13 protein-coding genes are annotated in these 15,791 nt (G+C 71.9%); 6 read left to right on the top strand and 7 right to left on the bottom strand.

The window, feature by feature from the left end; genetic code table 11:
• The first annotated feature begins 46 nt into the window (after positions 1 to 46).
• Both CGL27_RS29600 and CGL27_RS29595 read left to right on the top strand, forming a co-directional pair.
• Positions 47 to 280, top strand: a complete 234-nt coding sequence (locus CGL27_RS29600) for a gas vesicle protein (RefSeq protein ID WP_078647615.1) — start codon at positions 47 to 49, stop codon at positions 278 to 280.
• On the top strand, positions 277 to 591 hold the full coding sequence (locus tag CGL27_RS29595; RefSeq protein WP_119991126.1) for a gas vesicle protein K: 315 nt from the start codon (positions 277 to 279) through the stop codon (positions 589 to 591). Before CGL27_RS29600 ends, CGL27_RS29595 begins: the two co-directional genes overlap by 4 nt.
• 6 nt (positions 592 to 597) lie before the next feature.
• Here the strand turns inward: CGL27_RS29595 and CGL27_RS29590 are convergent, their stop codons facing one another.
• Positions 598 to 1,059 carry a MarR family transcriptional regulator gene (locus tag CGL27_RS29590; protein ID WP_119991124.1) on the bottom strand — a complete coding sequence of 154 codons (462 nt, stop codon included), beginning with the start codon at positions 1,057 to 1,059 and terminating at the stop codon, positions 598 to 600.
• 82 nt (positions 1,060 to 1,141) lie between these two features.
• Between CGL27_RS29590 and CGL27_RS29585 the strand changes: the two genes are divergently transcribed.
• Positions 1,142 to 1,513: a VOC family protein gene (locus CGL27_RS29585; RefSeq protein ID WP_119991122.1), complete on the top strand. Its 372-nt coding sequence runs from the start codon at positions 1,142 to 1,144 to the stop codon at positions 1,511 to 1,513.
• 2 nt (positions 1,514 to 1,515) lie between these two features.
• Positions 1,516 to 2,514, top strand: coding sequence for a DNA-3-methyladenine glycosylase (locus tag CGL27_RS29580; protein WP_119991120.1), 999 nt, complete (start codon positions 1,516 to 1,518; stop codon positions 2,512 to 2,514).
• 113 nt (positions 2,515 to 2,627) lie between these two features.
• Here CGL27_RS29580 and CGL27_RS29575 read toward each other — a convergent pair whose 3' ends face one another.
• Positions 2,628 to 2,834 carry a hypothetical protein gene (locus CGL27_RS29575; protein ID WP_240450682.1) on the bottom strand — a complete coding sequence of 69 codons (207 nt, stop codon included), beginning with the start codon at positions 2,832 to 2,834 and terminating at the stop codon, positions 2,628 to 2,630.
• Between the two features lie 108 nt (positions 2,835 to 2,942).
• Here CGL27_RS29575 and CGL27_RS29570 point away from each other — a divergent pair, with 108 nt between their 5' ends.
• Positions 2,943 to 4,115, top strand: coding sequence for a PP2C family protein-serine/threonine phosphatase (locus CGL27_RS29570; RefSeq protein ID WP_162953327.1), 1,173 nt, complete (start codon positions 2,943 to 2,945; stop codon positions 4,113 to 4,115).
• 69 nt (positions 4,116 to 4,184) lie between these two features.
• On the opposite strand, the gene CGL27_RS29565 is transcribed toward CGL27_RS29570, so the two are convergent.
• The 3 genes from CGL27_RS29565 to CGL27_RS29555 all read right to left on the bottom strand — a co-directional run bounded on the left by CGL27_RS29565 (position 4,185) and on the right by CGL27_RS29555 (position 9,293).
• Positions 4,185 to 5,171 carry an aldo/keto reductase gene (locus CGL27_RS29565; RefSeq protein WP_119991116.1) on the bottom strand — a complete coding sequence of 329 codons (987 nt, stop codon included), beginning with the start codon at positions 5,169 to 5,171 and terminating at the stop codon, positions 4,185 to 4,187.
• Positions 5,172 to 5,937: 766 nt separating this feature from the next.
• On the bottom strand, positions 5,938 to 8,508 hold the full coding sequence (locus CGL27_RS29560) for an FtsX-like permease family protein (protein WP_119991114.1): 2,571 nt from the start codon (positions 8,506 to 8,508) through the stop codon (positions 5,938 to 5,940).
• Positions 8,505 to 9,293, bottom strand: a complete 789-nt coding sequence (locus tag CGL27_RS29555; RefSeq protein WP_078643171.1) for an ABC transporter ATP-binding protein — start codon at positions 9,291 to 9,293, stop codon at positions 8,505 to 8,507. Before CGL27_RS29555 ends, CGL27_RS29560 begins: the two co-directional genes overlap by 4 nt.
• A 468-nt stretch (positions 9,294 to 9,761) precedes the next feature.
• Between CGL27_RS29555 and CGL27_RS29550 the strand changes: the two genes are divergently transcribed.
• Positions 9,762 to 11,324, top strand: coding sequence for an MDR family MFS transporter (locus CGL27_RS29550; RefSeq protein WP_240451013.1), 1,563 nt, complete (start codon positions 9,762 to 9,764; stop codon positions 11,322 to 11,324).
• A gap of 126 nt (positions 11,325 to 11,450) precedes the next feature.
• Here the strand turns inward: CGL27_RS29550 and CGL27_RS50260 are convergent, their stop codons facing one another.
• Together CGL27_RS50260 and CGL27_RS29535 are read right to left on the bottom strand one after the other, a co-directional pair.
• Positions 11,451 to 12,371, bottom strand: a complete 921-nt coding sequence (locus CGL27_RS50260) for a cellulose-binding protein (RefSeq protein ID WP_162953096.1) — start codon at positions 12,369 to 12,371, stop codon at positions 11,451 to 11,453.
• A 211-nt stretch (positions 12,372 to 12,582) separates the two neighbouring features.
• Complete coding sequence (locus CGL27_RS29535) at positions 12,583 to 15,789, bottom strand: SUKH-4 family immunity protein (protein WP_119991109.1); 3,207 nt, start codon at positions 15,787 to 15,789, stop codon at positions 12,583 to 12,585.
• Between the last annotated feature and the right edge of the window lie 2 nt (positions 15,790 to 15,791).

Below are 15,791 nucleotides of genomic sequence, written 5' to 3'. Positions count from 1 at the left end.
GGACGCCGCCCCGGCCAAAGCGGCATGGGAAGCGGCCCCCGCCGACATCGCCCGCAAAGAGGCCCCCGCATGGGGAGCCACCCCCGCCGAGGCCCTCGGACCGCTCGGCGTCCCCCTCGTGGACCTCCTCGACCGGGTGCTCGCCACCGGCGTCGTCGTCACCGGCGACCTGGTCATCGCGATCGCCGAGGTCCCCCTCGTCCGCCTCTCCCTGCACGCCCTCCTCTCCTCGGTCAACGAGCGGGTCCCGGCCCCGTGGACCGACAGCGGCCCGCTATGAGCCCCCCGACGCCCCCGACTCCCTCGGCCTCCCCGGCCCCCACCCACCTCGACATCGACCGCGACTCGGTCGGCCGCGACCTGGTGGCCCTCGTGCTGACGGTCGTCGAACTCCTCCGCCAGCTCATGGAGCGCCAGGCCATCCGCCGCATCGACACGGGCGGCCTCACCGACGGCCAGATCGAGCGCATCGGCACCACACTGATGCTGCTCGACCAGCGCATGGCGGAGCTGTGCGACCAGCACGGACTGACGCCGGAGGACCTCAACCTGGACCTCGGCCCCCTGGGCACCCTGCTCCCCCGCGACTGAGGCCGGTCAGCCGCCGAGGGCTTCCGCCATCCGGTCGAGGTCGGCGAGGAGGGCGGCCAGGCGCCGTTGCGGAAAGGCGTCGACCATCGTCCGCTCGATGGCGTAGACGGCGGACCGGGCGGCGTCGAGCCGTTCGCGACCGCGCTCGGTGAGGTGGGCCGGGAGGGCGCGGCCGTGGTCGGTGGTGGCGGGCCGGGTGATCAGATCCGCGTCCTGGAGGCCGCGCAGGACGACGTTCATGGACTGCCGGGTGACGAACGTGCCCCGGGCGAGTTCGGCGTTGGACAGGCCGGGCCGCTGGTCGAGGAGTTCCAGGCAGGCGTACTGCGGCACCGTCAGACCGCGTTCGCGCAGCGCCTTGTCCATGGCGCCGCGCAGCGCCGCGGCGGCGCGCTTGAGGCGGTAGCCCACATGTTCGGTGACGTCGTGAGCGGGGTGCGGCGGGGCCACGGGAGTCCGGTCTTCCATGTCAGGATTTTGACATGGGGAGGGGGTGTGCGTACAGTCCGGGAATGTCAAAGTCCTGACATCAAACAACTGGGGAGGACCCATGACCGCCACCGTTGACGGCCCCGACTTCATCGCCCTGCAGGTACGCGATGTCGAGGCGGCGGCCGCCTTCTGCGAGAAGCACCTCGGACTGCGGCGGGCACCGGCCTCGCCTCCCGGTGCCGTGGTGTTCACCACCCAGCCGATCCCGTTCGCCGTCCGCGAGCCGCTGCCGGGCGTGGAGCTCGACGACGTCGCGCGGCCCGGTCTCGGCGTGGCCCTGTGGTTCCGCACCACGGACGCCCAGGCGCTGCACGACCAGCTCGCCGACGCCGGGGTGCCGATCGTCGCCCCGCCGCAGGACAGCCCCTTCGGCCGCACGTTCACCTTCATCGGCCCCGAGGGCTACACCATCACCGCACACGGAGGCTGATCGTGACCGCCGCCTCCCTCACCCCGGCCGGTCCCTTCTCGCTGGCGGCGAGCGTCCGCTTCCTGGAGGACTTCACCCCCGCGAGCTATTCCGGCACGGCGGACGAGGTGCTGCGCCTGGCCTTTCCCGCCGACGACGGCCACTCGACGGTGGCCGCCGCGGTGCGGCAGGAGGAGACGGCGGACGGTGAAGCGGGCACGGTACGGGCCGAGTTCACCGTGTATCCCGGCGTACCGGACGGCGACCTGGACGGCTCCCCGGCGGACCCCGCGTCCGCCGGGCCCGGGCCCGTATCCGTCGAGTCCGAGTACTGGCCCGACGAGGCCGTACGGGCCCAGCTCGCCCGCATCCTTTCCCTCGACGTCGACGGAAGCGGCTTCCCCGACCTCGCCGCCGCCGACCCCGTGGTGGCGGGGCTCATGGCGGAATTTCCGGGCCTCCGGCCGGTGTGCTTCCACTCCCCCTACGAAGCCGCCGTGTGGGCGGTCATCGGCCACCGCATCCGCAGGACCCAGGCCGCCGCCATCAAGGCCCGCCTCGCCGAGCGGCACGGACGGCGGGTCCAGGCCGCGGGCCGGACCCTGCACGCCTTCCCCGCCCCGCCGGTGCTGCGCGCGATCACCCGGGTCCCCGGTCTGACCGAGGTGAAGATCGAGCGGCTGCACGCGCTGGCGGAGGCCGCCGACGCCGGTGCGCTCGACGCCGCACGGCTGCGCGCGATGCCGGTGGACGACGCCCTCGCGGCGCTGCGCACCCTTCCCGGCATCGGCCCGTTCTCCGCCGAGCTCATCCTCATCCGCGGCGCCGGGCACCCCGACGTCTTCCCGCACCACGAACGGCGACTGCACGCGGCCATCGCCACCGCGTACGGCCTCGACGAGACCGCCTCCGGCGACATCAGCCGACTGGCCGGGATCGCCGACCGCTGGCGGCCCTACCGCAGCTGGATCGCGCTCCTGCTGCGCGTCCGCGCCGAGCGCATCGGCCGCCACGTGTCGTAGCCGCGCGGAAGAGCCGGTCCGCTCCCGTCGCGGACCGGCTCCTCCACCGGCTCTTCCACCGGCTCTTCCACCGACTCACCACTGGCTCATCACCGGCTCTCGGCCGGGTGCGGTCAGCCGTTCTCGACGACCATCAGCGCGTTGCCGTCCCCGTCCCGGAAGCTGAACATCGGCGGCACCGGGGCGCCCCAGCGCTGGACCTCCGGATCGGTGCCGACGCCGCGCGAGCGCAGCGTCGCGTGGTCGGCGTCGATGTCCTCCGAGGTGAGGATGATGCCGGTCCGAGGCCCGGCTTGGCGCCCATGGAGGGCGACCCCCACATTGAGAGGTTTAGGCTGGTGAGAGGGGTGGTGCACGAAGGGAGCCGGCTTGTGAGTTGGCACAGTGAACTCCCCCGCCTGCTGACAGCGGCGGAGACGGCGGCACCGGTGGAGTCCGTCGATGTGGTCGCCGAGGACCTGCGGCGGCGCTTCGGCGCCACGCAGGTCTCTTTCCTCATCCTGGATCTGACCGGGAAGGCGGTGGCACGCCTGTCCATCGCCTCCACCGAGGAAGTCGGGCGGGCCGCGGAGCGGATCGAACTGTTCGGCAGCGTCTACGAGCCGGTGATCCGTACCCAGCGCCTGTATCAGGACGCGACCGGCCAGGGACACCGAGTGATCGCCCCGGTCACCAATCGTGGGGACGCGATCGGTCTGCTCGAGGTGCTGCTGCCGACCGAGCCCGGCAAGGGCATCCTCGCCGCGGTCGGCGAAGCCGCGCACGTCCTGGCCTATATCGTGATCGCCAACCAACGCTTCACCGATCTCTACACCTGGGGCAAACGCTCCAGGCCCCCCACCCTGCCGGCCGAGATCCAATACCAGCTCCTGCCGTCGTCGCTGTCGTGTGAGGCCGCCCAGTTCGCCCTGAGCGGGAGTCTGGAACCCTCGGAAACGATCAGCGGTGACACCTTTGACTACACCCTGGACCGGGACACCCTGCACCTTTCGGTGACCGACCCCATGGGCCACGACATCAACTCCGCGCTGACGGCCACCGTCCTCATGGGCGCCCTGCGCGGCGCCCGCCGCGCCGGAGCCGACCTGACCGACCAGGCCCGGCAGGCCGACCGGGCCTTGGCCGACAATGGCCGCGGCCACGCCACCGGGCAGCTGCTGCGCGTCTACCTCCACACCGGGCGGACAGAACTCGTCAACGCCGGCCACCCGTTGCCGCTGCGCATACGCGAGGGAGCCGTGGAGGAGATCCCCTGCGAGGCGGATCCCCCCTTCGGGGTGCCCGTGCCCGCGGCCCACTCCTACCACGTTCAGGACATCGGTCTACGCCCCGGCGATCGTTTGATCATGCTCACCGACGGCATGCTCGAACGCGACGCGCAGAAGGTGGATCTGGCCGCCCTGCTGAAGAGCACCCGGCACCTGCATCCGCGGGAGACCGTGCTGATACTGACCAGCGCGGTCCTGGACGCCGCGGGCGGCAAGCTGGAAGACGACGCCACCGTGTTGTGCCTGGACTGGCACGGCCCTCAGGAGACCCACCGGCACGTCAGCTCCGGCGCGGACGTCGGCCAAGCCTCCCCCGCCCACGGGAAGCGGTAGTCGGCACAGCCCGCCGGCCGCCGGACGGGGAGCAGGAGGCGCCGGGCACGGTGATCACCGCCGCGCGGATCAGCGGTTGACGAAGGTGAGGTTCCGCTCGTCGTAGCGGGTGCCGGCGACCTGGTCGGCCGGGGCGGCGGCGTCGATCGCGGCCAGCTCTTCGGGAGACAGCTCCAGGGTGGCGGCGGTCAGGTTCTCCTCGAGGTACCTCTGGCGCCGGGTGCCCGGGATGGGAACCACGTCGTCGCCGCGGTGCTGCACCCAGGCGAGGGCGAGCCGGCCCGCGGTGACGCCCTTCTCGGCGGCCAGTTCGTTCAGCTTCCCGACGATGGCCAGGTTCTTTTCGAGGTTGCCGTCGGCGAACCGGGGCTGGGTGCGGCGCATATCGCCTTCCGGCAGGCCCTCGGTCGAGGTGTAGCGGCCGGTGAGGAAGCCGCGGCCGAGCGGGGAGAAGGGGACGAGGCCGATGCCGAGCTCACGGCAGACCGGGGCGATCTCGTGCTCCAGGTCCCGCGTCCACAGCGACCATTCGCTCTGCAGGGCCGCGATGGGGTGCACCGCGTGGGCGCGGCGGATGGTGTCCGCGCCCGCCTCGGACAGGCCGAGATGGCGCACCTTGCCCGCCTGGACCAGCTCGGCCATCGCGCCGACGGTCTCCTCGATGGGGACCTCGGGGTCCACTCGGTGCTGGTAGTAGAGGTCGATGTGGTCGACGCCGAGCCGCCGCAGCGACGCGTCGCACGCCTGGCGGACGTACGCGGCGTCGCCCCGGATCGCGGTCGGCTCCCCCAGCCGGTTGGCGAAGCCGAACTTGGTGGCCAGGACCGCCTGCTCCCGGCGTCCGGCCAGGGCCCGGCCGAGCAGCTCCTCGTTGTGCCCGGCACCGTAGAAGTCGGAGGTGTCCAGCAGCGTGACGCCGAGGTCGAGGGCGCGATGGAGGGTGGCGATCGACTGGGCGTCGTCCGAGGCGCCGTAGCCGTGGCTCATTCCCATGCAGCCCAGGCCCTGGGCCGCGACGGTCAGCGCACCCAGGCGGCGGGTGGGCAGTTCGGACATCGGGTACCTCCCTCGTGGTCGTGACGATCACGCTAGGAGTTGGAGCGCACTCCAAGTCAGACCACCGGACCAGTTCGGCCATCGGCGACGAATACATTGACATGGCGCCGGAATTCTGCGGGCGCACCTGGGCGGCGGTTCTGCTGTGCCCGGAATACGCCGGTGCGCCTCCGCATCCGAACCGTGCGGTCACAGCTCTAGTGAATTCTTCGAGCCGGTCCGGCTAGCTTTCTCATTGCGGTGGAAGGTCCACCGGATCGGAGTGTACTGATATGCAGTCTCGTCGCCTTGCGTTAGCCGCGGCAACCACCTTCGGAGCCCTCGCCCTCACGCTGGGAATCGGAGGAACGGCCCAGGCCGCTCCCCGCCCCCCGCTCACCCAGGCCGAATGCCGGGCCTCCGGAGGCATGGTCCTCCCGATCAATGTCACCGGGTCCATCTGTCTGTGGCACAACGCCGACGGCACCACCGATTCCGCGCAGATCACCGACCCGATGGGCCGCAGCTGACCTGAGCGCCTCGCTCCGCGAAGTCGGCCTCGATTCTCGCAGTTGATGTCCCCATGCACATTCCCGCTCACGCGATCGGGCCCCGACATCCGCTGAGAGCTCATCGCGTATTTCCGCATGACGACTGGTGATCAAATTTCCCCCGGTGCACAGAAAAAACCGGCCCGGTGCGCTCCCCCGTCGCACACCGGGCCGGTCGCCCTTCTGCCCCTCCCCCCATGGAGAGGCAGCGGGCCTCATTTCCCCCGTTGGCTTTGCTATTCCGTGGCGATCGCGTTCAGCACATTCATCTGCGCCGCCCGGAAGGCCGGGACCAGCGCCGCGATCAGACCCACCACGGCCGAGCCGATGAAGACCGTGATAATCGTCGGCCACGGGATCTCCAGGGTCTTCAGACCCTCCAGCGCCAGCAGCTTCTGGGCCGTGGTTCCCCAGCCCATGCCAAGACCCAGCCCCAGCAGCGCGCCGAAGAGCGCGATGACCACGGACTCCAGCCGGATCATGCGGCGCATCTGGCGGCGGGAGAGGCCGATGGCGCGCATCAGGCCGATCTCACGGGTCCGCTCGACCACCGACAGGGCCAGGGTGTTCACCACACCGAGGACGGCGACGATGATCGCCAGCGCCAGCAGACCGTAGACCAGGTTGAGCAGCTGACCGACCTGGTCCTTGACCTCCTGCTTGTAGTCGGTCTGGTCGCGCACCTTCACCGACGGGTAGTGGTGGAGCTGGGCCTTGAGGGATGCGTACGCCGCGTCCTCCTGGCCGTCCTTGGCCTGCGCCAGCATCATGACGTCCGCCGGGATCAGCTTGGCGGGGACATAGCTCTCGACGGTGGCGATGTTGAGGTACATCGCGCCCTTGTCGAGGCTGACGTCGTCCGAGGTGATCGCGGCGACGGTCAGCTTGGCGGTCCGGCCCTCCTTGAAGGCGACGGTCAGGGTGTCGCCCTTCTTCACCTTGTGGTCCTTGGCGAAGCCCTCCGGCACCGACATGGCGTTCTTGCCGTACGCGGCGGCCAGATCACCCTCGACCACCGGGGTGCGCAGGTCCTCCGCGTACGTCGGGTTGGCGGCCGAAAGGTCCTTGGTGACCGTCTTGCCGTCCGGCAGGGTGAGCTTGGCGCCGTCGATGTTCTTGGCCTCGCTGATGTGCTTCAGGCCCTTGGCCTGGCGCACCGACTTCTCGATCCCCTCGGTGATCGGCTGGCCCATGTCGGACTGGATGATGAAGTCCGCGCCCACCGACTTGTCCAGCTCATCGGTGGCCGAGGCGACCATCGAGGAGCCCACCACCGACAGACAGGCGACCAGCGCCAGGCCGATCATCAGGGCCGCGCCGGTGGCGCCGGTGCGCCGCGGGTTGCGCAGCGCGTTGCGCTCCGCCAGCCGGCCGACCGGGCCGAAGATCCGCAGGACGACGGTGGCCAGCGCGCGGACCACCAGACCGGCCAGCAGCGGGCCGATGACGATGAAGCCGATGAGCGTCAGCACCACGCCGACGCCCAGGAACATCGAGCCGTCGACCGCCTTGTCCGCGTTCCCCGCGACCACCAGGGACGCCGCGCCACCCGCGGTGAGCAGGGTGCCGATCACGCCGCGGATCCATCCGGCCCTGCTGTCCGCCGGGGTGCCCGCGTCGCGCAGGGCCGCCATCGGGGAGATCTTCCCGGCCCGGCGGGCGGGGATGTACGCCGCGATGACGGTGACGATGACGCCGATACCGATGCCGATGATGGGCGTGGTGGGCTTCACCGTCAGCTGGTCGGTGCTCAGATGCAGCCCCGCGCTGCCCATGATCTTCATCAGGCCGACCGCGAGGCCGACCCCGCCGAGGACACCGAGGATCGAGCCCACGATGCCCAGCAGCAGCGCCTCGATCAGCACCGACCGGTTGATCTGCTTCCGGCTGGAGCCGATGGCCCGCATCAGGCCGATCTCACGGGTGCGCTGGGCGACCAGCATCGAGAAGGTGTTGACGATCAGGAAGATGCCGACCAGGACGGCGATCCCGGCGAAGCCGAGCATCGCGTACTTCATGACATCCAGGAACGAGCCGATGTCGTCCTCGGCCTCCTTGCTGGACTCGGCCTTCGTCTGCACCTTCACCGCGGTGCCGAGGTCGGCCACCACGTTCTTCTTGAGCTGGTCGTGGCTGACGCCCGGCTGGGCGGTGAGCAGGTAGCTGGAGTACACCCCGGGAGCGCCGAGCAGCTTGCGCTGCGCGGTGTCGGTGTCCATGAAGACCAGCGTGGCGCCCGGGTTGGTCACCTGGAACGTGGCAATGCCGACGATCTTCGCGCGGAACTCGCCGGGGATGGCGATGATCCGCATCTCGTCGCCCAGCTTCAGCTTCTTGTTCTTCGCGGTGTCGGCGTCGACCATCACCTCGGTCGGGCCGCGCGGCGCGTGGCCCGAGGTGATCTGGACCGAGCGCGTCTCGGTCGGGTCCCAGTTGGTGCCGATGGTCGGGGCGCCGGAGTCCGAGCCGATGCTGTTGTCGTTCCGGTCGGCGGCGGTGATCGACTGGCTGGTGGCGTCGCCGATCACCGACTTGACGCCGTCCACCTGCTTCAGCCGCGCCAGCTCCGAACCGGGCAGCGAACGGATCCGGCCCTGCCGGGTGTCGCTGTCGCCGGCGCCCTTCGGACTGACCGTGACATCGGAGGCGGTGCTCGCGAAGAGCTTGTCGAACGTGGCGTTGGTGGTGTCGGTGAAGACGAGCGTGCCGCAGACGAACGCCACCGACAGCAGCACGGCGATCGCGGACAGCGCCATCCGCCCCTTGTGGGCGACGAAGTTGCGCAGTGAGGTCTTGAAGACGGTCATGACACCCGTCCCCGCGCGTCGAAGTGCTTCATCCGCTCCAGGACCAGATCGGCCGTCGGGTTGTACATCTCGTCGACGATCCGGCCGTCGGCCAGGTACAGCACACGGTTGGCGTAGGAGGCGGCGACCGGGTCATGGGTGACCATCACGATGGTCTGGCCCAGCTCGTCCACCGACCGCTTGAGGAAGCCCAGCACCTCGGCACCGGCCCGCGAGTCCAGGTTTCCGGTCGGCTCGTCACCGAAGATGATCTCGGGACGGGCGGCGAGGGCGCGGGCCACGGCGACGCGCTGCTGCTGACCGCCGGAGAGCTGGTTCGGACGGTGCTTGAGCCGGCCGGCCAGGCCCACGGTCTCCACCACCCGGTCCAGCCAGGCCCGGTCGGGCTTACGGCCCGCGATGTCCATCGGCAGCGTGATGTTCTCGATCGCGCTGAGCGTCGGCAGCAGGTTGAACGCCTGGAAGATGAAGCCGATCCGGTCCCGGCGCAGCTTGGTGAGCTTCTTGTCCTTCAGCCCGGTGATCTCGGTCTCGTCGATGAAGATCTGCCCGGAGCTGACGGTGTCCAGACCGGCCAGGCAGTGCATCAGGGTCGACTTGCCGGAGCCGGACGGGCCCATGATCGCGGTGTACTGCCCGCGGGCGATGTCCACGTCCACATGGTCCAGCGCGACCACCCGGGTCTCCCCCGAGCCATACGCCTTGAGCACCTGACGCGCACGGGCGGCGACGGCCGTATGTCCTCCGCTGCCCCCGGTCCTGGGAATCGATACAGCCGTTGTCACGCTGGTTCTCCTTGAGTATTTGATCGGCGATGTCGCTCCCCGATCACGGCATCCAGATTGCCGTGATCCGGGATCCTCCGCGATGGGGAAGGACTCCCTCTCAGCGGTAGGGCTAGCCCCACCCCCTCGGTCGCGCAGCCCGTAGCAACCTTATGAAGCCGGGACGACAGGCTCCTCATCCGCCCGGACGAACCGGGGGTAGGAGTACAGGGTGGGCATCCCCTAGGGGAGTGAGTCCTGAGGCTGACCCGGACTCGGGGTAAATTCTGCACCCTTCCGCCACGTCAGGCTCAAGCCGGGCCTTCTGGACAGCCCGGATGCGTTCTTCCCCCAGCCTGTCCCGCCATGGAATCGTGGGTCGTACAAGAATCGTGCGTACGGGAGTCCCTCGCACGAACATCAGGGACACGTGCCGGCACGTACCGGCGAAGGGAGCGCGCCACCGTGGGCGGCACCGCACGACGGCCGATGGACGCTGACCCCAAACCCCCCGCACCCCAGGCGCACCCCGGCACCCCCACCCCCCGCAGCCGCCGCCCCGTCGCCGCCGCCCTCATGCTCGGCATGGCGCTGGCCGCGCTCGACTCGACCATCATCTCCACCGCCGTACCGCAGATCGTCGGCGACCTCGGCGGCTTCTCCGTCTTCTCCTGGCTCTTCTCCGGCTATCTGCTCGCCGTCACCGTCTCCCTGCCGCTGTACGGAAAGCTCTCCGACACCTTCGGCCGCAAACCCATCCTGCTCGCGGGCATCGTCGTCTTCCTCATCGGCTCACTGCTGTGCGCCGCCGCCTGGAACATGGCCTCCCTCATCGCCTTCCGGATCGTCCAGGGACTGGGCGGCGGGGCGCTCCAGGGCACCATCCAGGTCGTCGCCGCCGACCTCTACCCGCTCAAGGAACGCCCGAAGATACAGGCCAGGCTCTCCTCCGTCTGGGCACTCTCCTCCGTGGCGGGCCCCGCGATCGGCGGAGTGCTCGCCGGATACGCCGACTGGCGCTGGATCTTCCTCATCAACCTGCCGGTCGGCGCCCTGGCGTTCCTCCTCATCACCCGCCATCTGCACGAACCGCGACGGCACCGGGAGGGCCGCCCCAGGATCGACTGGGCCGGGGCGCTCGGCGTCTTCCTCACCGGCGGACTGCTGCTCACCGCCCTCGTGCAGGGCGGAGTGGCCTGGGACTGGCTGTCCGCCCCGTCACTCACCATGCTCGGCGGCGCCGCCATATGCGCCGCGGCCACCGTATGGATCGAACGGCGCGCCGCCGAACCGATCATCCCCGGCTGGGTCTGGCGCCGCCGCACCATCTCGGCCGTCAACCTCGCCTTCGCCGCGCTCGGCCTGCTGATGATCGCCCCGACCGTCTTTCTGCCCACCTACGCCCAGTCGGTGCTGGGACTCGGACCCATACCGGCCGGTTTCGTGCTCTCCACGATGACGCTGAGCTGGCCGATCGCGGCCGCGCTCAGCAGCCGCGTCTACAACCGCGTCGGCTTCCGGCGCTGCGCCATCACCGGCATGGCCGCCGCCACGCTGATCCTGGCCGCCTTCCCCCTCCTCCCCTACCCGGGCGCCGCCTGGCAGCCCGCGCTGATCATGCTGCTGCTCGGGGGCGCCCTCGGACTCTTCCAACTGCCGCTGATCATCGGAGTGCAGTCGTCCGTGGGATGGGCCGAGCGCGGCACCGCCACCGCCTCGATCCTCTTCTGCCGCCAGGTCGGCCAGAGCCTCGGGGCGGCGCTCTTCGGGGCCGTCGCCAACGCGACCCTGGCCTCCCGGCTCACCGAAGCCCCCGACGCCATCCGGCCGGGGCTGCCCGACAGCCTGGACTCGGTCTCCCGCGCCCTGGAACACCCCGGCACCCTCACCGACCAGGCGGCCGACTATCTGCGGCGGGCCGTGGACACCGCCGTCGACCACGTCTACCTGGGCTCGGCGACCGCCGCGCTGCTGGCGCTGCTGGTTCTGGTCTTCCTCGCCCCGCGCCGCTTCCCGGTCCGTACCGAAGCCGAGGCCGAGACGGAATCCTGACGGGGCCGACGGCACTGCGACCGGTACTCCGACCGGCACTGACCGATGCTCCGACCGGCACTCCGGCCGGACGGCACCCGGATCAGGCAGTGCCCCGGGCCGCACCCCCGAGGCCGGGCGGTGCGCTCAGGACTCGGGGCGCGGCGCCGCCGCGTCCTCCGCCGCCACCGGCTTACCGGTCAGCGCCGCCAGACTGCCGCGCACATGCTCCAGATGCGCCTTGAGGTCCTCACGCCGCTCCACATGCTCGCGCAGCGTCCGCTCCGTCTCCCGCACCAGGCGCTCCTCGCGGGCCCGCGCCTGGGCGATGATCTCCGCCGCCTGCGCCTGCGCGTCCTCCTGCCGCAGCCGCGCGGCCTGCTCGGCCATCCCGTACTCCCGCTTGGCGTCGGCGAGCGTCGCCTGGGCGTACTCCTCCACCTGGGCCAGCCGGGCCATCATCGCGCTGTCCCGCTCGGCCAGTTCACGGCCCGCCGCCTCCCACCGCTCGGCGTGCTCCCGCTCCTGCTCGGCCAGGATCGCGGCGGCACGCTGCCGCATCTCCTTCAGCTCCGCCAGCGCCTGGGCCCGCCACTCCTTGGCGTCCTGACGCGAGACGGCCCGCAGCTCGTCCACATCCACCTGGGCCGACTCCAAGGTGGCGCGCGCCGCCACCTCGGCGGCCTCGCGGACCCGCTCGGCCTCGTCACGGGCGGCGTCCCGCACCGTACGGGCCACGACCTGCGCCGCCTCCCACTCCTCCTGCGCCGACGCCTCGGCCGCCGCCCGCAGACAGACGACCTCCTCCTCGGCCGCCATGAGGATCAGCTGGGCCCGGTCGCCGAGCGACTCATAGGTCTGGGGGGCCAGTTGGGCGATCACCTCACGCAGCCGCTCCGCCTCGGCGGTCAGCTCATTGGCCAGCACGGTGAGGCGCGCGGCGCGCTCCCACGCCGCGTCCCGCGCTTCGGACAGCTCCACCACATAGTGGTCGACCTGCGCGGGCCGGTAGCCACGGCCCCGCCCGCCGACGATGGTGAAGCCCTGACGTGACACCGATGCGCCCATCCTTGGAACCCCTTTTGTCCGGTATGCAACGCGCTTCGGCGCACATCTTTATAGATGGCCTCTCATCCCCCATAACGCGACACTCCGCCCATATCTCCGATCGGGACCGCCGCCGGTGACAACAACGACGAGGCGCCCGCCCCCGTCACGGGGGTCGGGCGCCTCGATCGCCGTTCATACGGTGCGCGCGGTCAGAGCCGCGCGGACGGACCTACAACAGACCGTCCCACATCTGCTCCAGCAGCACCGCCCACCAGTTGTCCGGAGCCGACAACGCCGCCGGGTCCAGACCCGCGAGCTGCGCCTGGAAGTCCACCGTCCAACGACCCGCCTGGTCCGGCGTCAGCCCATACCGCAGCCGCCACATCCGGCCCAGCAGCGCCATACAGCGCACAAACTCCGGCAGCCCGGTGTTCACGAACTGCGGCGGCGTCGGCTGGGGCGTCGCCTCCAGCGGCACCGCCACGATGTTCGCCGTGCCGTACTGCACACACAGCTGACGGCCGAAGTCATTGCCCATGACCAGGTACGACCCCGCGTCCGACGCGGACTGCACCCCACGCTCCGCCGCCAGCTCCGCCAGCGTCGGCACCGGACGGCCCGCCTGCGCCTGCGCCCAGAAGAACGGGCCGAAGTCCAGCGGCAGCCCCGCCCACACCAGCGTCTGCGCCACCACCTCCGGAACACCCATCCGCGACACCGCACGCTGGTCGAAGCGGACGATGCCCTGCGGCCCGAACGCCTGGCCCAGCTCATGCGCCAGCCCCTCCGGCGGCACCGGCGGAATCGGCTGCACCTGGCCGGGATGCGGCAACGGCACCCGGTTCGGCGCCGGACGAGCCGGGCCGTCCGCCACCTGGTGCAGTTCGCCCTGGTGCTCCAGCAGATGACGCACACCCTGCTGCCGGGTCGCGTGATCACGGCCGTACGGAGCGGTGTGGCTGATCCGCACCTGCGGCCAGCTCTCCCGGATCATCCGGGCGCAGTAACCACCGGGCAGATCACAGGACTCCAACTCGGTGTGCAGCTCCAGCACCTGCTGCGGCGGCACGTTCATCGCCCGCAGCTCATGCAGGATCTGCCACTCCGGATGCGGGGTCCCGGGCGCCGAACGGCGGATCAGCTGCTGCTCCGAACCGTCCTGCGCGCGGTAGCGCAGCACCGCCATATAGCCCGGACCCACGGTCGGCTGACCGGGGGGCGGCGGCGGATACGCATAGCCGGGCTGCGACCCCATACCCGGCACGGGCGTGCCGGGAGCGGGCGTACCCGGGGCGGGCATCCCTGGGGCGGGTGTGCCGGGCGCGGGCATACCTGGAGCAGGCGTGCCCGGCGCGGGTGTGCCGGGCGGCGGGGCCAGGCCCTGAACCGGAGCGCCGGCAGGCGGCGGCATGCCGGGGGCACCCGGCGCGCCCGGTCCACCCGGATACGGCGGCCCGGCCGCGCCCGGCGGCGTATGCGGACCACCCGCACCGGGGACACCGGGTGGGCCGGGCGGCTGCGGGCCGGATGGGGCACCCTGGCCCGGAGCGCCGGGCATGCCGGGCGGCTGCGGGGCACCCGGGGGCGGCGTCTGGCCACCGCTCGCGAGCATCGTCGCGGCGGCATGCACCCCGCCGCCGGGCGTACCGGGCGCACCCGGCGGAGGCGGCGTCTGCCCACCACCCTGCGCACCAGGAGGCGGCGTCTGACCGGCACCAGGCACCCCGGGAGGACCAGGGGGGCCGGGCGGACCGGGCGGACCAGGCGGCTGCGGGGCACCCGGGGGCGGCGTCTGGCCGCCGGGCACACCCGGACCACCCGCGAGCATCGTCGCGGCAGCGTGCACCCCGCCGCCGGGCGTACCGGGCGCACCCGGCGGAGGCGGCGTCTGCCCACCACCCTGCGCACCGGGAGCACCGGGAGTGCCAGGCGGACCAGGAGGGCCGGGCGGCTGCGGGCCGCCACCGGGGCCGTCGGGGCCGAGCTGCGAGACCAGTTGCGTCGGTACGTACCCCCCGGCCGGTGCGCCGGGGGCACCGGGCCCGGACGGCGGCGGAGGCGTGGAGTCCGCACCCGGCCGGGCGCCGGGCGCCCCCGGCGCACCGGGCGGCGGAGGCATCGCACCGCCGCCCGCCTTGCGGGTGGCGGCGTCAGCGATGTCACCCGGGTTGGCACCGGCACCCGGAGCGGCACCGGGGCCGCCCTGCTGCGCCGGGAAGTCGAGGGACGGGGCGACGGCCGTGGGCGGCAGCGAGCTGCCGCCGGACATCAACTCGGTCTTGGCGTCGGGCCGTACCCCCGGCGGCGGAGTGTCCTCGTCGTCGGAGCCCGCGAGCGGCGGCGCGAAGACCGTGGCGGGCGGGGCGACCGAGCGGTCGTCGTCGCCCCTGATGTCCGTACCGGCCCACGGCGTACTGTCGCCGGGCGTGGCCGCGTTGCCTGCCTGGCCCCCCGAGGAGGGCGTACCGGCGTCCGGCGCGGGCGGGGCCCACGGGCTCGCCCCGCCGGGGCCCGCCCCACCGGGCGGAGGCGGCGCGCCCTGCCAGCCCTCACCGCCGGACGCGGCACCGGGACCGGGCCGGGCGTCCTGCTGCGAGCCGGCCGCGAGCGGGCGCGCGACACCGTCGGACGGCCAGTCGTCCACGGCCCCGCCCCGCCCCTGCGGCGCACCCGGAACAGGCGCACCCGGAGCAGACCCAGGCGGAACGGGCCCAGGCGCAGCAGGCGCACCCGGAACAGGCGGCGCACCCGGCGCGCTGTGCGGCGCGTCCGGCGCGGCGCTCCGCGACCCGCCGTCCGACGGCCAGTCGTCCTCGCCCGAGATCCTGGGTGCCGACACCCCGGGCCCGGCCCCGGGCCCACCGGCCGACGGCCAGTCGTCCTCCGGAGGCAAAGCAGCCGAAGCGGCGGAAGGAGCAGGAGAAGCGGAAGGAGTGGAAGGGGCAGAAGGAGCGGAAGATACGGAAGGCACCGGCGCGGAGGCATCGGGCGCGCTGCCGCCCGGCTCCGCCCCCGGCCGCTGCCCGGGAAGGTCCGCCGACCCCTCGGACCGGCCGCTCATCGCGTCCGCCGCCTCCTGCAGCCACTCCGGCGGAGTGAGCAGGAAGGACGTCGCGTTCAAGTCGATGCGCTCTTGTCGGCCAGTGGTGGACTCGTCACGAGAGCCGTCGGTCGTGCCGTACCGCTCCTCGTAACGGCGGATCACCTCACCCACCGGAAGCCCCGGCCACAGCGTGGTCTCGCCGCTGTCGCGGGCGATCACCATCCGCGTGCCCTCGGCCCCCCGGCCCGAGACCGGCCCGTCCGCCCGGTCCTCGGCCCAGACCACAAAGCCCAGATCGAACTCCCGGACCCGCGCCTCGCGCTGCTGATAGGCCGGCACATCGCCGTTGATCCAGAGTTCCGCGCGCTCCTGCGCCTGTGCGAAGGTCACCATCG

This window comes from Streptomyces sp. 11-1-2, from assembly GCF_003595545.1.
In the GTDB taxonomy this organism is placed as follows: domain Bacteria; phylum Actinomycetota; class Actinomycetes; order Streptomycetales; family Streptomycetaceae; genus Streptomyces; species Streptomyces hygroscopicus_B.
The sequence above is the reverse complement of the archived record's forward strand: the minus strand, read 5'-3'. Positions and strand labels throughout refer to the sequence as shown.

Excerpts from the sequence above, each read along its gene's own strand:
- CGL27_RS29550 (WP_240451013.1), top strand. The coding sequence starts at position 9,762 with ATGGACGCTGACCCCAAACCCCCCGCACCCCAGGCGCACCCCGGCACC.
- CGL27_RS29565 (WP_119991116.1), bottom strand. The coding sequence starts at position 5,171 with ATGTCCGAACTGCCCACCCGCCGCCTGGGTGCGCTGACCGTCGCGGCC.
- CGL27_RS29585 (WP_119991122.1), top strand. The coding sequence starts at position 1,142 with ATGACCGCCACCGTTGACGGCCCCGACTTCATCGCCCTGCAGGTACGC.
- CGL27_RS29560 (WP_119991114.1), bottom strand. The coding sequence starts at position 8,508 with ATGACCGTCTTCAAGACCTCACTGCGCAACTTCGTCGCCCACAAGGGG.
- CGL27_RS50260 (WP_162953096.1), bottom strand. The coding sequence starts at position 12,371 with ATGGGCGCATCGGTGTCACGTCAGGGCTTCACCATCGTCGGCGGGCGG.
- CGL27_RS29535 (WP_119991109.1), bottom strand. The coding sequence starts at position 15,789 with ATGGTGACCTTCGCACAGGCGCAGGAGCGCGCGGAACTCTGGATCAAC.
- CGL27_RS29595 (WP_119991126.1), top strand. The coding sequence starts at position 277 with ATGAGCCCCCCGACGCCCCCGACTCCCTCGGCCTCCCCGGCCCCCACC.
- CGL27_RS29590 (WP_119991124.1), bottom strand. The coding sequence starts at position 1,059 with ATGGAAGACCGGACTCCCGTGGCCCCGCCGCACCCCGCTCACGACGTC.